General features: G+C 41.6%; 19 protein-coding genes and 1 other RNA gene. 6 read left to right on the top strand and 14 right to left on the bottom strand.

What is annotated here, in order from left to right:
- Positions 1-26: 26 nt before the first annotated feature.
- A complete protein-coding gene (locus Q0L00_RS15765) occupies positions 27-698 on the bottom strand; it encodes a hypothetical protein (protein ID WP_297337846.1) in 672 nt (223 codons plus the stop codon).
- Positions 699-763: 65 nt separating this feature from the next.
- Here Q0L00_RS15765 and Q0L00_RS15760 point away from each other — a divergent pair, with 65 nt between their 5' ends.
- Positions 764-1,759: an acyl transferase gene (locus Q0L00_RS15760; RefSeq protein WP_297337845.1), complete on the top strand. Its 996-nt coding sequence runs from the start codon at positions 764-766 to the stop codon at positions 1,757-1,759.
- A gap of 189 nt (positions 1,760-1,948) precedes the next feature.
- On the opposite strand, the gene Q0L00_RS15755 is transcribed toward Q0L00_RS15760, so the two are convergent.
- Positions 1,949-3,106 (bottom strand): sigma-54 dependent transcriptional regulator, encoded by a 1,158-nt coding sequence (locus tag Q0L00_RS15755; protein ID WP_297337844.1) that lies wholly within the window; start codon positions 3,104-3,106, stop codon positions 1,949-1,951.
- Positions 3,107-3,123: 17 nt separating this feature from the next.
- Positions 3,124-3,543, bottom strand: an RNA gene (rnpB, locus tag Q0L00_RS15750) — RNase P RNA component class A.
- Between the two features lie 563 nt (positions 3,544-4,106).
- Between rnpB and Q0L00_RS15745 the strand changes: the two genes are divergently transcribed.
- Positions 4,107-4,670, top strand: coding sequence for a DUF3109 family protein (locus Q0L00_RS15745; protein WP_297337843.1), 564 nt, complete (start codon positions 4,107-4,109; stop codon positions 4,668-4,670).
- 55 nt (positions 4,671-4,725) lie between these two features.
- On the opposite strand, the gene Q0L00_RS15740 is transcribed toward Q0L00_RS15745, so the two are convergent.
- Positions 4,726-5,871, bottom strand: a complete 1,146-nt coding sequence (locus Q0L00_RS15740; protein WP_297337842.1) for a DUF5009 domain-containing protein — start codon at positions 5,869-5,871, stop codon at positions 4,726-4,728.
- Positions 5,872-5,979: 108 nt separating this feature from the next.
- On the opposite strand from Q0L00_RS15740, the gene Q0L00_RS15735 reads away from it, so the two are divergent.
- Complete coding sequence (locus tag Q0L00_RS15735) at positions 5,980-6,858, top strand: PPK2 family polyphosphate kinase (protein ID WP_297337841.1); 879 nt, start codon at positions 5,980-5,982, stop codon at positions 6,856-6,858.
- An 11-nt stretch (positions 6,859-6,869) separates the two neighbouring features.
- Positions 6,870-9,401, top strand: a complete 2,532-nt coding sequence (locus tag Q0L00_RS15730) for a family 20 glycosylhydrolase (protein WP_297337840.1) — start codon at positions 6,870-6,872, stop codon at positions 9,399-9,401.
- 335 nt (positions 9,402-9,736) lie between these two features.
- Here the strand turns inward: Q0L00_RS15730 and Q0L00_RS15725 are convergent, their stop codons facing one another.
- The 10 genes from Q0L00_RS15725 to pdxA all read right to left on the bottom strand — a co-directional run bounded on the left by Q0L00_RS15725 (position 9,737) and on the right by pdxA (position 21,444).
- Positions 9,737-11,863 carry a c-type cytochrome domain-containing protein gene (locus Q0L00_RS15725; RefSeq protein WP_297337839.1) on the bottom strand — a complete coding sequence of 709 codons (2,127 nt, stop codon included), beginning with the start codon at positions 11,861-11,863 and terminating at the stop codon, positions 9,737-9,739.
- Positions 11,864-11,866: 3 nt separating this feature from the next.
- Positions 11,867-13,321 (bottom strand): DUF1501 domain-containing protein, encoded by a 1,455-nt coding sequence (locus Q0L00_RS15720; RefSeq protein WP_297337838.1) that lies wholly within the window; start codon positions 13,319-13,321, stop codon positions 11,867-11,869.
- A gap of 1 nt (position 13,322) precedes the next feature.
- A complete protein-coding gene (locus Q0L00_RS15715; protein ID WP_297337837.1) occupies positions 13,323-15,641 on the bottom strand; it encodes a PSD1 and planctomycete cytochrome C domain-containing protein in 2,319 nt (772 codons plus the stop codon).
- A 169-nt stretch (positions 15,642-15,810) separates the two neighbouring features.
- Positions 15,811-17,160, bottom strand: a complete 1,350-nt coding sequence (gene accC / locus Q0L00_RS15710) for an acetyl-CoA carboxylase biotin carboxylase subunit (RefSeq protein ID WP_297337836.1) — start codon at positions 17,158-17,160, stop codon at positions 15,811-15,813.
- Between the two features lie 23 nt (positions 17,161-17,183).
- Positions 17,184-17,669, bottom strand: a complete 486-nt coding sequence (gene accB / locus Q0L00_RS15705) for an acetyl-CoA carboxylase biotin carboxyl carrier protein (RefSeq protein ID WP_297337861.1) — start codon at positions 17,667-17,669, stop codon at positions 17,184-17,186.
- An 88-nt stretch (positions 17,670-17,757) separates the two neighbouring features.
- Positions 17,758-18,321: an elongation factor P gene (gene efp / locus Q0L00_RS15700; protein WP_297337835.1), complete on the bottom strand. Its 564-nt coding sequence runs from the start codon at positions 18,319-18,321 to the stop codon at positions 17,758-17,760.
- A 27-nt stretch (positions 18,322-18,348) separates the two neighbouring features.
- The gene (locus Q0L00_RS15695) at positions 18,349-19,347 is read right to left on the bottom strand and encodes a beta-ketoacyl-ACP synthase III (protein ID WP_297337834.1); all 999 of its coding nucleotides are present in this window, start codon (positions 19,345-19,347) and stop codon (positions 18,349-18,351) included.
- A 216-nt stretch (positions 19,348-19,563) separates the two neighbouring features.
- Positions 19,564-19,755: a 50S ribosomal protein L32 gene (gene rpmF, locus Q0L00_RS15690; RefSeq protein ID WP_008201274.1), complete on the bottom strand. Its 192-nt coding sequence runs from the start codon at positions 19,753-19,755 to the stop codon at positions 19,564-19,566.
- 18 nt (positions 19,756-19,773) lie between these two features.
- The gene (locus Q0L00_RS15685; RefSeq protein WP_297337833.1) at positions 19,774-20,328 is read right to left on the bottom strand and encodes a DUF177 domain-containing protein; all 555 of its coding nucleotides are present in this window, start codon (positions 20,326-20,328) and stop codon (positions 19,774-19,776) included.
- A 90-nt stretch (positions 20,329-20,418) separates the two neighbouring features.
- Positions 20,419-21,444 (bottom strand): 4-hydroxythreonine-4-phosphate dehydrogenase PdxA, encoded by a 1,026-nt coding sequence (gene pdxA, locus Q0L00_RS15680; RefSeq protein ID WP_297337832.1) that lies wholly within the window; start codon positions 21,442-21,444, stop codon positions 20,419-20,421.
- Positions 21,445-21,550: 106 nt separating this feature from the next.
- Between pdxA and rsmA the strand changes: the two genes are divergently transcribed.
- Together rsmA and mgtE are read left to right on the top strand one after the other, a co-directional pair.
- Complete coding sequence (gene rsmA, locus Q0L00_RS15675; protein ID WP_297337831.1) at positions 21,551-22,336, top strand: 16S rRNA (adenine(1518)-N(6)/adenine(1519)-N(6))-dimethyltransferase RsmA; 786 nt, start codon at positions 21,551-21,553, stop codon at positions 22,334-22,336.
- Positions 22,323-23,690, top strand: coding sequence for a magnesium transporter (gene mgtE, locus Q0L00_RS15670; protein ID WP_297337830.1), 1,368 nt, complete (start codon positions 22,323-22,325; stop codon positions 23,688-23,690). The genes rsmA and mgtE overlap by 14 nt, the downstream gene beginning before the upstream one ends.

Genomic DNA, 23,690 nt, shown 5'->3' with positions numbered 1-23,690 from the left:
TTATTAATAGCTATAATTTTTTCCCTTTAGTTTCGAGTAATTTGTCTTAGCGTGATTTCTGGGGAAGAAATTTCATTACTTCTATTGAGTTGTCGATCTTGAATCTGCACATCGATTCTGATGGTGTCAGTTCTGAATATGGATTCCCATCCGGAGGAAAGCATGGCATATTTCACATTTCCCTCCACAGCTTGTCCTTCTTCAGTTGTTAAAATCCGTGGAAATCGGCCATTGAAAGTCGTGTAAAAAGGAGGGTCTTGCCATCTGAATTCAGAAAATTGGCCATTTCGTTTGATGAAGAACTTCACAAAAATATTGTATTGATTTGGGTTTTGAACCACCCAAATCGTATCCCGTACCACTTGATTATTGATGATTGGATCAATTTCCCAATCGATGGGATTGTAGTCCGGGGCATTTGAGGGTCGGTTGGCATAGGTGATTAGATTTCCAGCAGGATCTCGCTGGTATTCCAACGGATTAAAGGGTGGAAAAATATCGGTAGAAGAAAGGCCCAAATCCCCTTCCGCATCTCTAAAGTCAAACCCGAAAATTAAAGAATCTGAACCAGCTGTGGGAATGAATTCCAAAGACTCAAATTCGATTTCGGGAATTGAAGGGTAGTCTTCTGGGGGATTGACACAGGAAGCTGCCCATAAAATGACAAAGAATATTCCCAAATAGCTTTTCAAACGCATAAGGCGAGTTAAATTTACAATCAAGTAGTTCGGCACCTGATCTTATGGATGCAAAATATAAAACGATGAATGATTTTAAAAGTTTTTCTCAGGCAGTAGATGAATTAAAGCAGGAAGACTTTGATCAACTTGCTCTGGAAATCTTTCAATTTCAGGCATTGGAAAATAAAATTTACCGTTCTTATCTGAATGCCCGGAAAATTGATGTTAAATCAGTCCAAAACCTAAGCCAGATTCCTTTTTTACCGATTCAATTTTTTAAGGAGCATGCCGTGGTATGTGGAAATCAAGCCCAATTCCCATCCTTTTTTACTTCCTCAGGTACGACTGGGATGATAACCAGCCGGCATTACAGCTGGTCTGAAGAATGGTATCTGAATCATGCTCGACGCATTTTTGAGAAGGAATACGGGTCATTGGAGGGATTTCATGTTTTGGCCTTGCTTCCTGCTTATTTGGAGCGAAAGGGGAGTAGTTTAGTAAGTATGGCTGATTTTTTTATCAAAAGCTCTCAATCGAAACATTCGGGTTTTTACCTTTACAACCAAGCGGAATTACTTTCAAAAATTGACCAATTAAAAAATGATTCCCGTAAAATTCTTCTCCTCGGAGTCACGTTTGCTTTACTTGATTTGGTAGAATCGGGTTTGGAATTTTCTCAAGCTCAAAATCTACTAGTAATGGAAACTGGCGGAATGAAGGGGCGGCGGAAAGAAATGATCCGTGAGGAGGTCCATGAAGTTTTAATGAGATTTTTTGGGGTTTCTACTATTCACTCCGAATACGGGATGACCGAGATGATGTCTCAGGCCTATTCAAAAGGAGGAGGAAATTATACACTTCCTACAACCATGCGCGTTTTTCTTCGAGATGTCAATGATCCATTTTCCTTGACACCGCGAAGCCAAGGCGGAATCAATATCATTGATTTGGCAAATTTCCACTCTTGTTCTTTTTTAGAAACGCAGGATTTGGGGAAAATAGATCGACAAGGAAGACTACACGTACTGGGGCGATTTGATAATTCAGAGATTAGAGGATGCAACTTATTGGTTCAGTAATTGCTAGATTAAATTTTATTAAACATATTTGGCTTAAACTTGACTTGAATTTTATGAAACGACTTGCCACCATAGCACTGTTAATCGGAATTTTAGCCTTAGGGGCTTGCGCATCCAGCAAACCCTGCCCGGCATATGCCAAGGCTTCTACAGTTGAAAACAGTAAGGGTTAAAAAATATGCTGACCAATTAATAGTCAGCATATTTTTTTATGTCCTCTAAACTGATCGTTGATTCTCCTAAAATCACCAATCGTTCCACGACATTTCTGAGTTCTCGAATATTTCCTGTCCAGGGATATTCCTGCAGTTTGGCAAGCGCGTCTTTGCTGATTTTCTTTTTGACTTCACCACTTTCTTGGGCGATATCGTCCAAAAATTTATCCACTAGTAAAGGAATATCGTCTTTACGATCCTTTAAAGCAGGAACCTGTATTAAGATGACACTCAACCGGTGGTACAAATCCTCACGGAATCGGTTTTCCTCAATCTCTTTTTTTAGGTCCTTATTCGTTGCCGCCAACACGCGTACATCCACCTTGATGTCCTTATCGCTTCCGACTCGGTTGATTAGGTTTTCTTGGAGCGCCCGTAATACTTTGGATTGAGCGGAAAGGGACATATCTCCGATTTCATCTAAAAAAAGGGTTCCGCCTTGGGCTTGTTCAAATTTACCTGCTCGCTGTTTATGAGCAGAAGTGAAAGCTCCTTTTTCATGCCCAAAAAGCTCGGACTCAATCAATTCCGATGGGATCGCGGCACAGTTGACAGCTACGAAAGGCTGGGAGTTTCGACTGCTTTTTTGATGGATCCAATGCGCGACCAGTTCCTTTCCGGTCCCATTCGGTCCGGTGATCAAAACCCGGGCTTCGGTGGGTGCTACTTTTTCGATGGTTTCTTTCACCTGTTTGATGGCTTCAGACTCCCCAACCATATCGAGTTTTTTGGAAAGCTTTTTCTTCAGTACCTTGGTTTCGGTAACCAGGTTCTTCTTATCAAGAGCATTGCGAACAGTTAAAAGTAAGCGATTGAGATCCGGTGGTTTGGGAATAAAATCAAACGCCCCCTTTTTTGTGGCTTCGACCGCAGTTTCAATACTACCATGAGCTGATATCATGATAAATTGAGGTGATTTTTCTAAGGCCTTTGCTTTTTCCAACACTTCGAGTCCATCCATTTTTGGCATTTTGACATCACAAAGGACTAAGTCGAAATCTTCTTCTTGAAGTTTGGCCAGGCCTTCTTCGCCATCTTTGGCTTCGGTAACTTGATATTTCTCGTATTCGAGAATCTCACGCAAGGTGGATCTGATGACTTTTTCGTCATCGATGATAAGGATTTTTGACATAGGACTAATTTAAAATAAAAAAGTGCAAGTCTATAAGCCGGGTTCTGTTTCCTTTACGGAATCTTGTCATTTATCTAGTCCCGACCTCGCGGTCGGGATCCATCGGTCTACCCACCTCGGAATTCGCTTCCGTACTGACGAATCAGCACAGCAACAAAATCGAACGAGCAGCTCTTCGCCCGAGGCCTATTTGACCTTTCAACCCATAAGGTTTGCCATGCATCAGATGTCGCCATCTGACCGGTGGGCTCTTACCCCACCTTTTCACCCTTATCCCGATAGCAACCGGGACGGTATATTTTCTGTGGCACTTTCTGTAAACTGACCGTCTCCAGTCAGCCTCCTTCCCGTTAGGAAGTATGGCGCTCTATGTTGCCCGGACTTTCCTCCCCATCCCCGATAGCAATCGGGGATGCAGCGACAAGACGACTTGCACCTTCCAAAAGTACGGTAAAATCTTCGAATTGGATCTAAGCGTTCGTTGAAGAAATCCAAGTAGTCTTAGAAGTGGACTTGGAGTCTTTTTTTAAGGAAAAAGTTTTTAAAAATAATTTGAAAAAATGTAAGCTGTAAAATGGTCGAAAAATTCTTGAATACTAATTAAAATTAATTTTTTCCAAATTAATAGCTGTCAAAATGCCATATGAAAGAAGAATGTAAAATTGGAGGGAATATTGATGATAAGGGAACTCCACGTTTTTTTTTAAATCTTGAAAAAATCAGCATTTCATCGAAAACCTTTTTTGTCATCCCATGTTAGGTATATCAAAGGCTAAATAATAGCTTTTCTTCATAGTGCTGGGTTGAGCCGCTCCTTTAAGGAGCGGTTCTTTTTTTTAGCGGGTGGAAGACAAACGAGATACTAAAATTTCGACAACATCCTTTTGCCTTGGTACAATCCGACTATTCGTAGTGAGAGGGAATCAAAAGGATAACTTTGAGCGATAAGTGGTTTTTTCTGTTTTTGGGAATGATTACCTTTAAGCCAAAATAGTAATTTATGATAGTGGTAGGAAAAACGGTGCTTTCAGATGACATCAAAGAAAATTTCTTTGTCTGCGACTTGGAGGCTTGTAAGGGAGCTTGCTGTGTAGAAGGAGATGCTGGCGCACCTTTGGAGGAGGAGGAGATAAAGATTATGGAGGAAATTTATCCAATCGTAAAGGAGTATATCACCGAAGAAGGAAGAAAAGTCATTGAGCAACAGGGGACTTGGGTGATTGACAAAGATGGAGATAAGGGGACACCTACCATCGGAGACAATCGAGAATGTGCTTATGCGCTATACGATGAAAGGGGAATTCTGAAATGTGGGATAGAACAGGCCTACCTTGATGGGAAAATTAAATTTAAAAAACCCATTTCTTGCCACATGTATCCCATTCGGGTTACCAAGTACGATGAATTTGACGCTTTAAATTATGATCGATGGGAAATTTGTGATCCTGCCTGTCAGCTCGGAAAGAGTCTTCAAGTTCCGCTTTACCGTTTTTTAAAAGATGCATTGGTCAGAAAATACGGAGAAGCTTGGTATTCGGAACTTATTCTCCAGATAGAGGGATAAAGAAAGAAGCAGCTTCCGAAGGGGAGGCTGCTTCATAAAGAGTCAGGGACTAAAATTAGACTTTGATGTAAATTTTTTGTTTATCCATCCAATAACCCATCAACCAGATAAGCAACATGTAACTGACCGCAAACAGAAATGAAGCATTTTTTGGACCGAGCCAGCTGGTGAACATGGTGGAATACAGGTATTCTTTCAGAGATATTTCTCCGATAGGAATCAGGAATGAAATCGAAATCACAATCCCTGAAAGTACATAAAGAATCAGGGGGTTACGACCAAATACTTGAAAGAAATAAGTCCATTGGTTTTTTTTCCAGATCTCAATAATTCCCACCAAAGCAGAAAGTAAAATTAAATCCCAACCCACGGTGAGAAGGACGTAAGAACTGGTCCAGATTTTCTTATTGATTGGGAAAGCCAGATCCCAAAGGTAGCTGCAGGCAATGAGAATAAGGCCACTTATCAGTAAGAGCTGTACGGTCTTAATGGTGTTTCCTTTTCGTTGAATTAACGTTCCAATTCCAAATCCAGCCAGAACATTGACAATCGATGGAAGGGTACTTAAAATTCCTTCCGGATCAAAAGGAATTCCCTCACCAGTGTACATTCGATCCTCCCCGATGAGCAATAAATCCAGTTTAATTGCTGCATTTCCAGTCAGACTGTAAGGATCACCCGCTTCTCCAAAAATGAACATAAGCGCCCAATAGCCTATCAGTCCTACTGCTGAAAAAATCCAGCCCCATCGTTCTCCTCCCCAGTATACTATCAAAGCTGCGAAAAAATAAGCCAAAGCGATTCGCTGCAGTACTCCAAATAGACGGACTTGAGTAAGGTCAATAAACTGGATTCCTCCCGCCTCTTGGTAATCAAAAAATGGAAAGGCGTTCAAAAGCCAACCGATGATAAAAATCAAAGCAGTTCGTTTGAGAACTTTTCTGTAAAACTGTGCCGAAGGCATCTCGTTGAGCTTTTTCATCGAAAAACTCATGGCATTTCCAACAACAAATAAAAACGTAGGAAAAACCAAATCTGTGGGGGTGAAGCCATGCCAATCTGCATGGGCAAGCGGCCCGTATAAGCTACCCCAGCTTCCTGGAGTATTGACGATAATCATGAATGCAATGGTCATGCCTCGAAGCACATCGAGTGCAAGATACCGGGTTCCAAGTCCGGTCTTTATCGGGATTTCTGTCATTTTGGGTGATTGATTGGTGGAATTTACAAATAGGTTATTTGCCTTGAAGATAAAATATTATCTTGTTTTTACTTTTAATTCCGTTCAAAAACGTCAGAACTTCCCCAAATGAAAAATATTCAAATCGATCAATTCCGTGTAACCTCCAAGATTTCTCTTCAAAGTATTCCTACCGTTTTGGCACAAGAGCTGACCAAAAAGGAAAAAAAATCAATGTTAAATGAGTATCGCGAGCAACTCAGTGAGCATCAGGATACCATGTACGCCCATGCCAAGTATGGGGTTTTGATTTGCCTCCAGGGAATGGACACTGCAGGTAAGGATAGCTTGATTCGCGAGGTCTTTAAAGAATTGAATGCTCGGGGTGTAGTCGTACATAGTTTTAAAACTCCCACCAGTCTGGAGCTTAAGCATGATTATTTATGGAGACATTATTTGGCCTTGCCGGCTCGAGGAAAATATTCGGTTTTTAATCGGACTCATTATGAAAATGTATTGGTTACCCGAGTTCATCCCTATTACCTCATGAATGAAAATATTCCGGGAATAGACTCAGTGGAGGATATTACCCCAGATTTTTGGCAAAAGCGATTTGAGCAAATCCGGAACTTTGAACAGCATATCGCAGAAAATGGTACCGTTATTTTTAAGTTTTATCTTCATCTGAGCAAAGAAGAACAGCGACAGCGTCTGCTAAGAAGACTTGAAAACAAAAAGCACAACTGGAAATTTTCACCCGGAGACCTCGAAGAGCGGGCACTTTGGGATAAGTATCAACAATACTATGAGGAGGCCATCAATGAAACCTCCAAACCCCATGCACCTTGGTTTATTATTCCTTCGGATGATAAAAAAATTGCCAGGGTAATAGTGGCTAAAATTATTTATGAAACTATGACCAAAATTGAGGGAATCCAGGAGCCCGAGTTAGATGAATCCATCTTAAAGAACATCCAAAAATATCACGATATACTGGCTAAAGAATAGTGAATCTTAACATGGGAGGGCTTAATTTTTCACTTGTCTTGTTTACCTTTTTCGCCTGTTCCTCAGCGCTGCAAAAGAAAAACGGAGACTTACTGGTAGAATGGAGGCTGGATAAAATTCGGATAGGGGAAACCCCATCTTATCAAGCAACCTTTATTCTCCAAAATGATACAGATACCACGATTGCAGCAGGATGGAAGTTATATTTTAACGCCGCTTTTCTAAGTGATCATCCCGATTTAAAAGAAGATCAATTTCAAATCCGCCAGGTGGAGGGAGATTTTTTTGTGCTCTTAGGAAAGGATGGGATAAGTCCTTTTCTGGATCCTGGACAAAAACTAGAAATCAGTTATAGCTCAAAAACACCATTTTTGAAAAATAGTCATGCTCCGGAAGGGTTGATTTTAATGAATTCAAATGGAGCGATTGTTGAAATCAAGAAATACCAAAGGTCTGAATTATCCGTGGATGAGCTTGACCAAATGGTCGATGAGAAAGGGATCAGCATTCCGACAGCTCAACGAATTTATGCGAACAATGAGATTATTTCTTTATTGAAAGAGGATGAGATTCCACCGTTCTTACCTATTCCCAAATCTTGGAATTACCTTGGAAAACCGATATTGGTGAAGAATGCAGGATTGGGGGTGTTGGCGGACAAGGTGTTTGAAAAGGCTGCAAAGACAGTTACCCAATTGGTTCAAGTTGGGTATAAACCGGAAAATGACCGGAGTGTGAAACCCATTCAGATTCGGATTGCTAAAAATGAATCCATTGCTTCAGCAGGCTACCATTTGGAAATCCGCGATCACCGAGTTCTCATTCTTGCTTCAGATCCAGAAGGTGCGTTTTATGGTGTTCAAAGTTTTTTAGCCTTGATGCCTCCCGAATTTTGGACTAAACCATCTAATGAAATTTTGCTTCCCCAAATCCAAATCGATGATGTGCCTGATTTTGCCTATCGGGGCTTCTTTTTGGATGTGGCCCCCCATTTTATTCCGAAAGAATCCGTGTTTAAACTTTTGGATTTGATGGCTTTTTACAAGCTCAATAAATTTCATCTCAATCTGGCTAATGACCAGGCCTGGAGAATAGAGATTCCCGGACTTCCCGAGCTTACCGATAATGGGTCAAAAAGAGGGGCAACGGAGGACGAATCTGAAATGTTAGGGTCTTATTATGGGGCAAGGACTTGGGCACAAAATGAATTAGAAACCGGATTTTATACTCAGGAAGATTTCAAAGAAATCATTCGGTATGCCAATGATCGATTCATTGAGGTTATTCCTGAAATCGGCCTATTAGCGCACTCAAGAGCTGCCATCAAAGCAATGGAGAAGCGCTATGAGAAATATGAGCGGTCGGGAGATGAAAAAGAGGGTTTAAGGTATAGACTGATCGATCCTGAGGACAAATCGCAGGATCTTTCCGCACCGAATTTTAGAGGGAACACGCTCTGCCTGTGTCAGGAAAGCACCTATTTATTTTATGAAAAAATTATCCTTGAAATCAAAAAAATGTACGGGTCGAGCCAGATTCCACTTAAAACCTGGCATATCGGTGGCTATGAGGTTCCAGCAGGCTGGAGAGATTCTCCGGTTTGCAATCAATTTTTGGAAGAAAATCAAGCTTGGTCTCCATTAGAACTCGGTGATTATTTCAGGTTCCGAGTTGGAAAATTTTTGAATACGGAAGGAATTCAGCTTGCAGGATGGGAAGAGGTAGGATTAAGGGAATCCAAGGTTGGACTAATTCCAAATGAGCGGTTTGCTGATCAAAATTGGCTGATTCATGCAAGGAATTCTGTTCCTGGATGGGGTGGAGAGGACCGAGCGTATCAATTAGCCAATGCAGGATATCCGGTGATTATTAGTCCCGGTTCCAATTTTCACTTTGCCTTAGCTTACGATTGGGACCCTCGTGAACCCGGACAGATCTGGTCTGGAGTTTCGGATGTTTATCAGGGCTGGAAAACGGTTCCCGGACAACTTTTTCTTTCTTTTGATCAAAGCAGTAATAGTATACCTTGGTCATGGGAAAATCAAAACAATCGTTTTGTCGAATTGACTGCAAAAGGAAAGCAAAATAGTATCGGTATTCAAGGTCAACTTTGCACAGAGATGATCACATCAGTGGAGATGATGGAGTATTTCCTTTTTCCAAAAATGCTGGGTTTGGTAGAGCGCGCTTGGAATGGCGATCCAACTTGGTCAAAAATGGCTGATGAAAATACTCAAATACAACTGCGAGAGGAAGAGTGGAATGAGTTTTCCAATGTATTGGGGCAAAGAGAAATCCCAAGACTGGAAGCCATTTTTGGGGGGGTGAATTTAAGGATCCCTGCGCCCGGTTTGAAAAGGGTAGGAGAGGATATTTGGGCTAATGTGGAGAATCCTGGTTTGGAAATCCGTTGGACAGCTGACGGATCCATTCCAACCAAAGCATCCCCCCTTTATACGGAAAAAGTCACCTATCAAAAAGGGTTAAATTTTCGTGCATTTGGCCCAAAAGGGAGTGCCAGCAAAGTATCGAGCTTGGATTAAATACCTTTAACCTAGTTTTCAATTTGGCGATTGAATCCTGATTTTGTTTCCCCTTTTAATCGATAGTTGATCTGGAAAAAAGCTTAGGTTTGATTTCTTCGCCAAAGTAATTCATTGGCTTAAGCCAAGATGAGTTGAAGTAAAGCAGCTTCCCTACAGGTGGACCATGTTTTCACCCTTATGTTTAGTCCTTTTATTTAAAAAAGGGGTTTTCCAGTCCCGGTAATTATCGAGAACTAGGTCAGGTTCCCTTCTTGTTTTTAGTCAGGGGAAAGAACTGCTTAAGACGTCAACTAAGTACGAGTTGAACTCGAGTAAGGGCCTTATTTTTCAATTTAATTGAGTAAAATTTCATCTACAAACACCCATCCTTTGGCACCGGCACCCGGATGCCATGAAGGTAAAGAAGGGATGGGATGCAACTTGATCCGAATTTTCTCAGGGCTTCGATTTTCGACTTGATATTGAATTAATTCGGGGCGGATTTCATTGATTTTAGTGGATGGCTTGGGTTGTTCATTGAGGAATTTATTCCAACGCTGATTTTCAAAAAACTCAATTTCAACCCGTGTAGGAGGGAAAATATAGGCGCTTTCATGATACAATAAAGAAATCCCAATAGTTTTGAGTTTTTTGCTGGGGTCCAATTCCATTTCGATCCAGGCAGCATCGTTGGTAAAGCCCAACCATTCCCCAGAGGTGTGATTATTTTTTCCTTTAACTTGATCAAAAAGCGTTTCTATCCCTTGAGCTTTATAATTTGGACTAGGTTGGTTTAACAGTTTGACTCTCAAAGGCAAAACTCCTGATTTCATAAAAATGGAGGAAGCCGAGTTGGAGCTGATCCATCCTTTGGCATAGGCTTTAGCCCGTAATTTTCCAGAAGAATAAACCCAAAAAGGATGTTGATAGATCGGACTTGTTAAACTGTCAGGCTCTGTTCCATTTAGCGTATATCTAATTTCGACCGTTTGGATGGGGTGGCTGAGTTTGATTTCAAGACTATCGCTAAAAAGTACGTTGTCCTGTTCGATTTTGGGTTGGTTAAGCGGGTAGATTATTCCACGGTCATCGTATCCAAATTCAATAGTGGTTTGGGGCAGCCCGGATTTTAATTTTTCTTTCTGGGTTTCACTTAACCCGGATTGCCAAATAAATAGCTGACGAAGACCTTTCATATTCACCAATCCTTCGATGGATTTGTCGCTCAAGGTATTCCCGGAAATTGCCAAGGATTTTAGCCAATGAATTTCACTGATTTTGATTATCTGGGATTCATCTAATTGGGTAAAATTCAATCGTAATGTTTCCAGATTTGTCCAATATTTCAGAAAGGATAAATCAATGCCCTTGAGCGGAATTTTATCCAAGTTGAGCTGGATGATTTGTTTTTTTACCTTCTCCAGGTCCTTTAAAGAGGCTGGATCAAAAGCAGCAATGCCAAAATAAGAAACAACTAAGGCAGGAGACTCTGGGGAAAGGGGGTGCACCGTTCGAAAAAAATTATTCAGCTCTTTTACCTGTTTGGCATCTGCAAACTCAAAGGAATAAACCGGTTCCGGAGTGAAACGAGAGGAAGCTAACTGGAACAGTGAACTGCCGGTGTCTAATTGATGAAGTTTGAGATCGAGAGGGGCACCAGATTTCACCCATTCGGCTAGAAGTGTTTTCTCCTCTTCATTAAGCTGAATTTTGTCCTTGGGAGGCATGTGCTTTTTCTCATCAAGGGGAAGATGGATTCGTTGAATCAAAAGGGATTCTTTTAAATTTCCACCCACAACAAAAGGTCCAGATTTTCCTCCTTTGACCAGGTCTTCGGGATTATCTAGCCTGAGCTTTCCTTTAACTTTGCCTTCTTTATGACAACTGACGCATTTTGTCTGAAGAATCGGCTGGATTACATCTTTGAATATTTCGGCGTCGGAAAGGTTCGTTTGGGCCGTTTCTTCTGGAAAAATCGGAGCCAAAAGAAACGTTTCCCCATGAGTAAGGGAGGCACCCCAATGACCAGCTAAAACTACCAGAAGGGCTAGCAGCAAGCTCCCCGTTTTCAAAAAAAATTTGGAAGAATCCTTCAAAAAATAAAGAACCGTGGCAAGAATAAATACTGCCCATCCGGTCCATTGATGCAGATTCAGTGTTTCTCCACTGTATTCTTCCAAGGAGAGAACTAAGCCAGCCAAAACTGATATACCGGCAAAATTTATTCCGATGATCCAAATTAATTGAGCCAGCTTTTTAAGATCGGAGTTTTGTTCAATTGCAGGGATAAATGAAAAGGAAGCGCCCAACAATAACAAGACAATAGGAAAATGAAGGACAAGCGGATGGGATCTTCCAAGAATTTGAAGCCAATCCGGAATTTGGATTGAATCACCTGCTAGTGTAACAGTTAGTGCAAAACCAAACCAGACGAAGACGAGGTTTTCTAAGAAGTTTTGAATTTTTGGAACTTTTGCCATGGGTTAAGCAATCAAATCGTTGACTACTTTTCCAGACACATCAGTGAGTCGATACCTTCTTCCTAAATGTTTGTAAGTAAGGCGCTCGTGATCAATGCCAAGTAGATTCAACACAGTAGCTTGAAAATCATGGACGTGAACAGGATTTTCGGTGATATTGTAACCAAATTCATCGGTTTCTCCATAAACCATTCCCGATTTTACTCCGCCTCCTGCCATCCAAATCGAAAATGCCCTGGGATGATGATCACGGCCATAATTGTCCTGTTGGATTTTTCCTTGACAATAGTTAGTTCTGCCAAATTCTCCTCCCCAAATTACCAGGGTTTCATCCAAGAGTCCACGCTGTTTGAGGTCGGTGATTAAGGCTGCAGAGGCCTGATCTACGTCTTTGGCCTGCATGGCCATTTGACTAGGGAGATTGTCGTGTTGATCCCAACCTTGATGATAAAGCTGGACAAAGCGAACGCCACTTTCACTTAGTTTTCTAGCCAAAAGACAATTGGCAGCATAGGTCCCCGGTACCAAGCAATCGGGCCCGTAAAGTTTGATGATGGAATCGGGTTCTTTGGATACATCGGTGATCTCAGGGACGGCTGTTTGCATCCGATAGGCCATCTCGTATTGTTGGATTTTAGCAGATATGCTTGGGTCATTAAATTCTTGATACTGAATATCGTTCATGGCAGCAATTTGATCGAGCATTTTTCGACGCTCATCCCGACTCATACTTTTGGGGTCTTTTAGGTATAGTACAGGGTCTTCGGAATTTGAAAATTGCACTCCTTGGTGGGTGGCATCCAAAAATCCATTACTCCAAAGTTTGGAATATACTCCTTGACCATTTCCTTTCCCCCGACTTAACAAAACACAAAAGGCGGGAAGGTTGCTGTTTTCACTTCCTAAGCCATAGCTCAACCATGATCCAAAACTTGGTCTATTACCAACCTGAGCACCGGTTTGGAAAAAAGTCAACGCCGGATCGTGATTGATGGCTTCAGTGTGCATGGATTTAACAATGCAAATATCATCCACTATTCCAGCGGTATGAGGAAAAATGGAGGAAATCCAGGCTCGGCTCTCCCCATATTGCTGAAAATCAAAATAGGATCCCACTAAGGGAAATTTATCCTGTCCTGAGGTCATTCCAGTCAAACGCTGTCCCATTCGGATGGATTCAGGAAGATCCAATCCATAGCTTGAATTCAATAGTGGTTTATAATCAAAGGATTCCAATTGGCTGGGAGCACCATTTTGAAAAAGATAAATCACTCGCTTTGCTTTTGGAGCAAAGTGAGGAAGTGCGTTCATCAAGGCCTCTTCTGAATTGTCTTTCCCACTAAATAAATCTGGAATCAACAAAGAGCCCAAAGCCGCGCTTCCCAAGCCCAAGCTAAGCTTGGACAGAAATTTTCTTCGGTTGTGGTTTAGTCCTTGTTCCAATTGTTCTTTTTCCATCTTAAATCTTGGTTATGGTTTCCTCCAAATTGTAAAGACTCACAATTACCTGCATTAAGGCTGCAACTTTTGGGTTTACATCTTTTTCTCGTAAGGGGAACTCGCCTACATTTAAAGTCTCAAATACCTGGTCAGGTTGGTTTTCAAAGCGGGCAAGTTGATCCTCATAATACGCAGTCAGGAGCATTTTTTCTTTCGAAGTCTGTTTTCTACACAGTATCCGCCTGAAAGCATTTTCTATTGCACTTTCTGGGTTGGATTCGGCTGTCATCAGTTTGGAGGCCAAAACACGTGAAGCTTCTAAAATCATCGGATCATTCATCATTACCAAAGCTTGAAGCGGGGTATTGGTTCGACCCCTGCCAACTTCACATCGATCTCGATTACTTGAATCAAAAATGATTGCTTTGGGTGGCGGAACTGTCAGCTTGATGAAATTGTAAAGTCCGCGTCGGTATAAATTTTTCCCACTGTCTTGAATATAAGTGGCTAACTCTCCTCTTCCCGAAGAAGCCGATTCCCAAATTCCTGCGGGTTGATACGGTTTGACACTTGGTCCGCCAATTTCCGGATGAAGAAGGCCACTGCTGGCTAACACTAAATCCTGTATGTTTTCAGCAGGAAGTCGAAGTCGGGGTGAACGGGCTAAATACGTATTGTCTGGGTCAATTTTTAAATGATCTTTTTGGATTTTAGCCGATTGCTGATAAGTAGCTGAGCTTAAAATAAGCTTAAACAATCGCTTGATGTCCCATCCGTTTTCCATAAAATCCACGGCAAGCCAATCCAGTAATTCAGGATGTGAGGGAAGATCTCCCTGCATTCCAAAGTCGCCGGCAGATTTTACGATACCGGTACCGAATATTTCCTGCCAAATTAAATTGACAAAAACGCGTGCGGTAAGGGGATTGTCTGGGTGTGTGGTCCAGTTAGCAAGGCCTAGCCTGTTTTTTTCAAATTGATCCGGAAATTCAAAAATAGCTGCCGGGGTGGAAGGGTCTACCGGCATTGTCGGTGCATCGTAGAGACCCCGATCCAAAATATAGGTAGTTCGCTTTTCGGTGCCATCCAATTCATCCATTACCGATACCGAGAGTTTGCTTGTATCGGGATGATTAATAAAGCTCAAAATATCTTTTGTGTCTTCCTGTTCAATCCAAAGGATAGGAGTTTTTGCTGGTTTGGAAATACTTACATCGCCCTGATAGCCTTTTTCTGGACTATTATTGAAGAAGGCATAAAGCTCAAAATATTCTTTTTGGGAAAATGGATCATATTTGTGATCATGGCATTGGGCACATTCCATCGTGATTCCCAAGACCCCTTTGCTAAATGTGTTGGTTTTATCTAGGACGTATTCTACCCGGTATTCTTCATCAATGACGCCACCTTCCTCAGTGTACTTATGATTTCGGTTGAAAGCTGTGGCCAGAATTTGTTCTTTGTTCGCATGGGGCAAAAGATCTCCTGCAAGCTGCCAGGTCAGAAACTGATCATAGGGAAGATTTTGGTTAAAGGCGTGAATCACCCAGTCTCGATAGGGCCATTGCGTACGGATATTGTCATCCTGATATCCGTAGCTATCCGCATAGCGGGATATATCCATCCAAAGGATGGCTAATTTCTCTCCAAAGGCTTCTTGCTCCAGTAAATAATCAAGGTATTTTTCATAACTGATTTCTCCTTCAAAATTGGCTAGTTTTTCTAAAATAGCTAGACTAGGAGGAAGACCGGTCAAGTCAAGACTTGCCCGTTTGATCAATTCATGCGGCTGTGCAGGTGGATTTGGTTTGAGTTCGACCGATTGGAGTTTGGCTTCAATAAATAGATCGATTTCATTTTTTGCCCAATCCGAAGTTAACTCAGGAAGTTTTTTTTCAGGTTTGACAAAGGCCCAATGGGGTTCGTATTCTGCCCCTTGTTCTATCCAGGTTTTAATTAGGGTAATTTCTTGCTCATTAAGTGAAAGATTGGAATTAGGAGGAGGCATTAGTTCGCTGGGGTCCTGACTGGTAATGCGGTGATAGACTTCAGAATTTAGGATATCACCCTTGACCAAAGCAAATTTACCAGGGCTTTCTTCCAAAGCCTTAAATGCTGACTCTTCCTGATCCAAGCGTAAATTGGCCTCGCGTTTATTAGCGTCTGGTCCATGACAGGTAAAGCATTTGTCCGAAAGAATTGGGCGGATATGAAAATTATAGCTGACTTGGCCTGATCCACTTAGCCCTATTGACTTTTGATTTTCCGATTGACAAGCCGAAATAACGCAACTAATCCAAATTAAAATTACTCCTGTATGAATTACTCTGGATTTCATTTTGGGAAATTGAATTGACAGCTAATAAGTTAAAAAAAAATATTTCAAAATTAGCCTCACTTCTTTAAAAAAAGAATAAAATCCTGTTGATTTCGATTTCTTAGGAAGTCACAAAAAAAGCCTTCCTTTTGGGAAAGCCTTTTAATTTAAATGGAAAATGAATTTTCTCTTACTTTTTGATCAAAGAAAAGTTAAAAGATTCAAGGAATTTAGTTGTAAAGTTCCCCGCCTTGAATTGTTCATCTTCAAGTAGGGCAATGTGGAACGGAATTGTAGTTTTAATACCATCAATCACAAACTCTTCCAGCGCACGTTTCATTCTGACAATAACCTCTTCACGGGTTTGCCCACTCACAATAAGTTTGGCAATCATGGAATCATAGTTCGGCGGAATAACATAGCCGGCATAAACATGGGAATCGACACGAACGCCTCTTCCACCAGGAATGTGAAGATTATTTATTCTGCCTGGACTAGGACGAAAACCGTTTGACGGATCTTCTGCATTAATCCTGCATTCCATGGCAAATAACTTAGGAAAGTAATTTCTACCACTGATTTTTTCACCTGCGGCCACTTTGATTTGCTCTTTGATGAGGTCAAAATCAGTGACTTCCTCGGTTATGGGATGTTCTACCTGAATTCGGGTATTCATCTCCATAAAGTAGAAATTCCGGTTTTTATCCACCAAAAATTCAATGGTTCCGGCTCCTTCATAGCCAATGGCTTCGGCCCCTTTGATGGCGGCTTTTCCCATGGCTTCTCGAAGTTCGTCAGTAATAAATGGAGAAGGGGTTTCTTCTACGAGTTTTTGATGACGTCGTTGAATGGAACAATCTCGCTCGGAAAGGTGACAGGCTTTTCCGTTGGAATCTCCGACAACTTGGATTTCGATATGTCTGGGTTCTTCTACGAATTTCTCCAAATAGAGTCCATCATTTCCAAAAGCAGCTCCAGATTCCATTTTGGCATCATCCCATGCTTTTTTAAATTCTTTATCTTCTTTAACGATTCGCATCCCTCGTCCACCTCCTCCGGCTGTTGCTTTCAAAATCACTGGATAACCCATTTCGTTGGCAATTTTTAACCCTTCTTCAATGGACTCCAGAAGACCCTCAGAACCCGGTATGGTTGGGACACCGGCAGCTTTCATGGTTGCCTTAGCCGTAGCCTTATCTCCCATTTTAGCAATCATTTCTGGAGAAGCTCCGATAAATTTGATCCCGTATTCGTCGCAGATTCTGGAGAATTCGGCATTTTCGGAAAGAAATCCATATCCTGGATGAATTGCATCGGCATTGGTGATCTCCGCTGCAGCTATAATTCGTGGAATATTGAGATAAGAATCTTTGCTAGGTGCGGGTCCGATACAAACAGCTTCATCGGCAAATCGCACATGAAGACTATCTTTATCTGCGGTAGAGTAAACGGCCACTGTCTTAATCCCCATCTCCTTGCAGGTACGGATAATTCTCAGTGCGATTTCTCCCCGGTTGGCTATTAATATTTTTTTAAACACAGCGTAATGATTTGGTTTTAGACTCATCCTGCCGGATCGACCAAGAACAAAGGCTGATCATATTCTACTGGAGTAGCGTTTGATACGAGCACTTTTACAATTTTGCCCGAAATTTCGGATTCGATTTCATTAAACAGCTTCATCGCCTCGATAATACATACCGTCTGTCCTGCTTTGATGGTGTCTCCAATGTTGACAAATGGATCAGCATCAGGGTTTGCAGTAAGGTAGAATGTGCCAATCATCGGAGATTTGATCTCAACCAAATTGGAGCTTGACGAGGCCGGGCTCTCTGCAGGAGCGGCTGGTTTGGGTGCTGGGGATGAGGCTGCAGCAGGAGTGGGACTGGTTACCGGAGCAGGCGAAGGAGCTGCTTCTACCATACGGACAGGGGCAGAATCCGCATATTTTTTTATTGAAAGTTCAAATTCGTCGGTCTTAATTTTGACTTCTGCCAAGCCGGAATTTGAAATATAATCGATCAATTCCTGAATTTCTTTTGCTTTCATAGGGTTCTTTTTTTTGACTGCCATAGGGCTGATTTTGGACTAAACCACTAAAGCCATATGATTTAAAAAAATCATATGGCTTTAGCTATTATTTTACTCTTTCGGAATAGGATCCGTCTCGTGTATCTACCTTGATTAAGGTATCCTGATCGACGAATAAAGGAACCATTACCGTAGCTCCAGTTTCCAAGGTAGCTGGTTTGAGGGTATTGGTCGCGGTGTCTCCTTTAATTCCAGGTTCGGTGTAAGTAATCATTAATTCCACAAAAGGAGGGAGTTCAACTGATAGGGGAGTTTCTGTTTCATCATGAATTAGAATGTCGCAAAGTTGTCCCTCTTTCATCAAGTCTGGGCGTGGAATCAATTTTTCTTCGATGACAATTTGCTCGAAGGTATTGGTATCCATGAAATTGTACCCCATGTCATCTGCGTAAAGATATTGATGAGGTCTTTTTTCCACCCTGGCTGTGGTTACTTTTTCACCGGCATTAAAGGTCTTGTCCAAGGTTTTTCCCGTAGTAAGACTTTTGAATTTTGTCCGGACAAAAGCAGCACCTTTTCCTGGCTTGACATGTTGAAACTCGACAATGCTCCAGATGTCATTGTTCAGTTCAAGACAAAGTCCATTTTTAAAATCTGCAGTACTTGCCATTATAATATTGAGTTTATTTCAGATTAATTAGTTTGGGTCGTAAGCCCATTTGACATAGATGGCTCCCCAGGTAAATCCTCCACCAAAAGCTGCTAAAATGAGGTTGTCGCCTTTTTTCAATTGACGCTCATAATCCCAGAGGCAAAGGGGAATTGTCGCGGCGGTAGTATTACCGTAGCGTTCAATATTCATCATAACTTTTTCGGGACCCACTCCCATTCTGTTGGCTGTGGCATCGATGATTCGTTTGTTTGCCTGATGGGGAACAAGCCAGGCGACATCATCTCCGCTAAGCCCATTTCTCTCCATAACTTCAGCGCTGACATCGGCCATATTGGTTACGGCAAATTTAAAGACGGTCGACCCTTCCTGATAAGCAAAGTGCTCTCGAGCTTCCACGGATTCATGGGTGGCAGGACGCCGGCTTCCCCCAGCTTTCATGTGTAGATAGGGTTCACCCGATCCATCGGATTTTAAAATAGCATCTCTGATTCCAAATTCTTCGGTAGTCGGTTCCAAAAGAACCGCTCCCGCCCCGTCGCCAAACAGAATACAGGTAGTTCTGTCTTTATAATCTACGATGGAGGACATTTTATCGGCACCGACGACGATTACTTTTTTATGTGTGCCAGATTGTATAAACTGAGCTCCTAGCTGAAGTGCATATAAAAATCCGGAACATGCAGCTGAAATGTCAAAACTGAAACTTTTCTTAGCGCCGACTTTGTCTGCAATGATATTTGCAGTGGCCGGAAATGGCATATCGGGAGTCACCGTAGCACAGATGATCAATTCAATGTCAAGTGGATCCGTGCCGGTTTTTTCTAAAAGGCCTTTCACTGCTTCAATGCCAAGTACTGAAGTACCCTGATTTTCACCCTTTAAAATTCGACGCTCTTTTATGCCCGTTCGGGATGTAATCCATTCATCGTTGGTCTCCACCAGCTTTTCAAGCTCTTTGTTGGTCAACCGATATTCCGGCACGTAGCCCTGAATACCCGTGATCATCGCTTTGATATTGTTCATTCTTTTTGGGTTATTTCAAAAAGCAGTAAACTGATTTTTGATTTTTTAAGGTTGATAGGTCCCCACAGGGAGGTCAAAAATATTACAAATGCTTCTTACCACCAAAATAAATCAATCATAGCTCAACTAACTCACTGTGAATAAAACTTTTGCATTCTTTAAATAAAAAATCCATCCCGTTGTGGAGATGGATTTTTGAGATACTTGGAGAGACGATTAGGCTAGAACCTCTTTCTCGATGATTACTTGTCCCTTGTAATACAATTTACCATCAAGCCAGAAAGCTCGGTGCGGCAAGTGCATTTCACCAGTAGTTGGGCATTTTGCCAATCCAGGAGCCTCTAATTTATAGTGCGTTCTTCTTTTATCTCTTCTGGTTTTCGAAATTTTTCGTTTAGGATGTGCCATTTTATGCGTGGTTTATGATTATTCGTTCTTTTTTAAATTTTTCAGTTTTTCCCACCGGGGATCTACCGGCTCGTTATTAGTTGTTTTATCTTCTTCTTCCGAATCTTCTGAATCGAGGTAAATAAAGATCCCTTCTGCGTCCTCATGTTCATCAAGTTCGTTTCGGTAATCCGGATGAATTCTTTTTGCCGGAATAGCCAACAGGATGAATTCATAGATTAACTGGGCTACATTCACTTTTGGCGTATCCCGGGTAATCATAATGATGTTTTCATCAATTTCTTTCTCTTCCGACCCGTATTTGAAAAGAATTTCTTCCCGGGTATCCAATGGGAAATCAAATTCCTCCAAACTTCTGTCACAAGTCAGGCGGACCGTACCGTTGATGTGAAACTCCATCTCAATGAGATTGGCACCTTTATTCATTTTGACCCGTGCGGTCAAATTCCCCTTTTGGGCTATTTCGTTTTCTTCAAACTGCCCTAAGAAAGCATCATCTACTTGAAAATCGATCTCATGAATGCCCTCTGTAAACTTAATTACCTCAATGTCAAAGCCTCTCAAGAATTTCACGATTTCTCCTTTCGATTTAAGACCGCAAAATTAGGGATATTTTTGTTTTCCCGAAATAGTTCTTGAAATTATATTTGGGAAAGGCTGGTTTTAATTTGAAATCTCCAAAGCTTCTTGGTGTTTTTCCACAATATCTGCCGCGAGAAAAATTGCAGCTCGCATCGAACCTTCGTCTGCTAGATTCTTTCCCGCTATGTTGTAGGCGGTACCATGATCCGGGGAGGTCCGAATTACGGGAAGTCCTGCCGTGAAATTTATCCCATTACTGAAAGCAATCGATTTGAAGGGAATTAAACCCTGATCGTGGTACATGGCCAAGACTCCATCAAATTTGCTCTGATGCATCATCCCAAAGAATCCATCGGCAGGATAGGGGCCAAATACCAATTTGTTTTCTTCTTTGAGTTCATTGATGGCAGGTTTGATGATCTCAATTTCTTCCTTTCCCAAAAGCCCGTCTTCTCCAGCGTGTGGGTTGAGTCCCATGATCGCAATTTTCGGTTTTGCAATGCCAAAATCTTGCTTGAGGCTCTGAAGCATTAGATTACATTTTTCCTTGATCCTTGCTTTGGTTACGTTTTTGGCTACCTCACTGATGGGGAGGTGTCCGGTGACCAACCCAACTCGTAATTGCTCGGCGACCAGAAACATCAGACTATTTTTTGCCCCCACAGCATCGGTAATAAATTCGGTATGACCGACAAATTTAAAATCCTCTGAATTGATGTTGTTTTTATTCAAGGGTGCTGTGACTAATGCCTGAATTCTTTTTTCTTTCAGGTCTTCTACTGCAACTCTGAGTGCTTCAATGGCCATTTTTCCGGATTCCTGGGTTTCCACTCCTGGAATGATCTCCGGGCAATCCTCCAGGACATTGATGACATTGATCCGCTTGTGTTGGATTTCATCCAGATTTCTGATCTGTACAAAATTAAAATCCTCCATTTCCAGCATTTTTTTGTAAATGCTGATGGCTTTTCCATGGCCATAAATCAAGGGCGTGAAGTTTTTATAAGTTCGATTGTCGAGAAGCGATTTCATGATGACCTCGACACCGATTCCATTAATATCACCTATACTGATGCCTAGGATTGGCTTGGAAAGTTTTGCGCTCATAAAGTGAATTGAATTTGAAAGGATCAGGAAGAAAATCCTCCTGCAATCCTTTAGGAATAATGTCTTAATTTAGCTGCAAGTTATAAAATTTTACAAGAGCAAATCGATGGAAAAAGTAAGACCCAAAAAACATCTAGGACAACATTTCTTGACAGATTTGGGGATTGCTGAGCAAATTGCCCAATCGGTTCAAGGCCACCTAGGGGTAAAAAAGCTACTGGAAATTGGTCCAGGTATGGGAGTGCTGACCGATTATTTGCTTAAACTGCCTCTGGACCTTTTCCTGATTGATATTGATTCGGAATCCATCGGGTATTTGCACAAAAAATACCCCCAACTCACTGAACGCATCATCGAAGGGGATTATTTGAAACAAAACCTGGATGAGCAATTGCCCGAACGTTATGCAATTGCAGGAAATTTTCCTTATAATATCTCCTCACAAATTTTTTTCAGAGTTCTAGAAGAAAGGCAAAAAGTCACTGAGGTGGTCTGTATGCTTCAAAAAGAGGTAGCCCAGCGGATCGCTTCTCCCAAAGGAAATAAGGACTACGGAATCCTGTCGGTTTTGCTGCAAGCCTATTATGATATTGAATATTTATTTTCTGTTCCTCCACAGGTTTTCAATCCTCCTCCCAAAGTCAATTCGGGAGTGATTCGATTGAAGCGAAACCAAACCTCAAAACTTGCCTGTAATGAACGATTGTTTTTTCAAGTTGTTAAAGCAGGGTTTGGCAACCGAAGGAAAACGCTAAGAAACTCGTTGAAATCCTTTCAGCTGCCCGAAGCACTAAAATCAAATCCCATGTTGGATCTCAGGGCTGAGCAACTGGCAGTAGCGGATTTTGTCTTTTTAACCCAACAAATCGAAGCTTCCCGTGGAAATAATTAAGCAGTTTGAACTCTCCAAAGAATATCTTGAAAGTCTTCGCTATGCGATCGAGTCGGAGGATCTGAATTTTATTGTCGAATCGTTTGAAGGGGTTAATGTTGCCGATATTGCCTCCATTCTCGATGAGTTGTCTATGGAGGAATCAATTTATGTCCTTCGTGCGGTAGATCGGCAGGTGGCTGCAGACATTTTGATCGAGCTTGACGACAATACGCTTTTTAGAGTATTGAAAGAGTTTGATGAACCGGAAATCGCTTCCTATATCGAATTGATGGATTCCGATGATGGAGCGGATATTTTGAAGCTTCTCGGTGAGCGTGAGCGAGAGGATGTGATTTCACATTTTCAAGACAAGCTTAAATCCGATCAGGTGCTTGACCTGCTTCGCTATGAAGAGGACACTGCGGGTGGAATCATGGCTAAGGAATTTATCCGGGCCAACAAAAACTGGAATATCATTCAAACAATCAATGAAATTCGACGACAGGCCGAAAATGTCGAAAAGATTTTTTCGATTTATGTGGTCAATAACCGGCAACAGCTTTTGGGGAGAGTTTCGCTAAAAAAAATCATTTTGGCAGGAGAAAACACCAAAATTGAAGATATCTATGATGAGGAGGTGATTTCTGTTCCCACTTTTATGGATCAGGAAGAAGTGGCAGCCATCATGCGGAAATACGATTTGGAATCTGTTCCTGTAGTCAACGCCAAAAATAAACTTGTAGGACGCATCACCGTGGATGACATTCTTGATGTCGTGCAGGAAGAAGCAGAAGAAGATATTCAGGCAATGGCAGGTATTTCAGGGGATATTGAGGAATCTGACTCCGTGTTTTTGATTTCCAAAGCCAGACTGCCTTGGCTTTTAATTGGTGTGATTGGAGGGTTGATGGGAGCCAAGATTATCGGATTTTTTGAAGATGGGTTAAATAAATATTTAGCCTTAGCTTCATTTATTCCCTTAGTTGCGGCCACTGGAGGAAATGTCGGCATTCAGGCTTCTTCCCTAATCGTTCAGTCCTTGGCCTCCAAATCGGTATTTGATGACACCCCTTTCCAGCGATTTGTCAAAGGATTGCTAATTGCATTAATCAATGGATTAGTTCTGGGCTTATTTGTATTTTGCGTCGTGGTTTTTTTATATGGATTTGAACCGATTTTTGGTGTGACCGTGGGAGTTGCCTTGTTTTGTGTTGTGCTTTTGGCATCTTTCATGGGAACGGTTACTCCTTTGGTTTTGAATCGTTTTGGGATCAATCCTGCAATTGCTTCAGGTCCATTTATCACCACGACTAATGACTTGTTGGGATTAACTGTTTATTTTGGTATTGCTATGCTACTGCTTAAGCTTTGA

It is taken from the genome of Algoriphagus sp., from assembly GCF_024305035.1.
Taxonomy (GTDB): Bacteria; Bacteroidota; Bacteroidia; order Cytophagales; family Cyclobacteriaceae; genus Algoriphagus.
Note: the sequence above shows the minus strand (reverse complement) of the source record. Positions and strands in the feature narration are given on the sequence as shown.

What these genes read in the sequence shown, in the direction of transcription:
- Q0L00_RS15765 (WP_297337846.1), bottom strand. Translation starts at nt 698, where the DNA reads ATGCGTTTGAAAAGCTATTTGGGAATATTCTTTGTCATTTTATGGGCA.
- Q0L00_RS15760 (WP_297337845.1), top strand. Translation starts at nt 764, where the DNA reads ATGAATGATTTTAAAAGTTTTTCTCAGGCAGTAGATGAATTAAAGCAG.
- Q0L00_RS15755 (WP_297337844.1), bottom strand. Translation starts at nt 3,106, where the DNA reads ATGTCAAAAATCCTTATCATCGATGACGAAAAAGTCATCAGATCCACC.
- Q0L00_RS15745 (WP_297337843.1), top strand. Translation starts at nt 4,107, where the DNA reads ATGATAGTGGTAGGAAAAACGGTGCTTTCAGATGACATCAAAGAAAAT.
- Q0L00_RS15740 (WP_297337842.1), bottom strand. Translation starts at nt 5,871, where the DNA reads ATGACAGAAATCCCGATAAAGACCGGACTTGGAACCCGGTATCTTGCA.
- Q0L00_RS15735 (WP_297337841.1), top strand. Translation starts at nt 5,980, where the DNA reads ATGAAAAATATTCAAATCGATCAATTCCGTGTAACCTCCAAGATTTCT.
- Q0L00_RS15730 (WP_297337840.1), top strand. Translation starts at nt 6,870, where the DNA reads ATGGGAGGGCTTAATTTTTCACTTGTCTTGTTTACCTTTTTCGCCTGT.
- Q0L00_RS15725 (WP_297337839.1), bottom strand. Translation starts at nt 11,863, where the DNA reads ATGGCAAAAGTTCCAAAAATTCAAAACTTCTTAGAAAACCTCGTCTTC.
- Q0L00_RS15720 (WP_297337838.1), bottom strand. Translation starts at nt 13,321, where the DNA reads ATGGAAAAAGAACAATTGGAACAAGGACTAAACCACAACCGAAGAAAA.
- Q0L00_RS15715 (WP_297337837.1), bottom strand. Translation starts at nt 15,641, where the DNA reads ATGAAATCCAGAGTAATTCATACAGGAGTAATTTTAATTTGGATTAGT.
- accB (WP_297337861.1), bottom strand. Translation starts at nt 17,669, where the DNA reads ATGAAAGCAAAAGAAATTCAGGAATTGATCGATTATATTTCAAATTCC.
- efp (WP_297337835.1), bottom strand. Translation starts at nt 18,321, where the DNA reads ATGGCAAGTACTGCAGATTTTAAAAATGGACTTTGTCTTGAACTGAAC.
- Q0L00_RS15695 (WP_297337834.1), bottom strand. Translation starts at nt 19,347, where the DNA reads ATGAACAATATCAAAGCGATGATCACGGGTATTCAGGGCTACGTGCCG.
- rpmF (WP_008201274.1), bottom strand. Translation starts at nt 19,755, where the DNA reads ATGGCACATCCTAAACGAAAAATTTCGAAAACCAGAAGAGATAAAAGA.
- pdxA (WP_297337832.1), bottom strand. Translation starts at nt 21,444, where the DNA reads ATGAGCGCAAAACTTTCCAAGCCAATCCTAGGCATCAGTATAGGTGAT.
- rsmA (WP_297337831.1), top strand. Translation starts at nt 21,551, where the DNA reads ATGGAAAAAGTAAGACCCAAAAAACATCTAGGACAACATTTCTTGACA.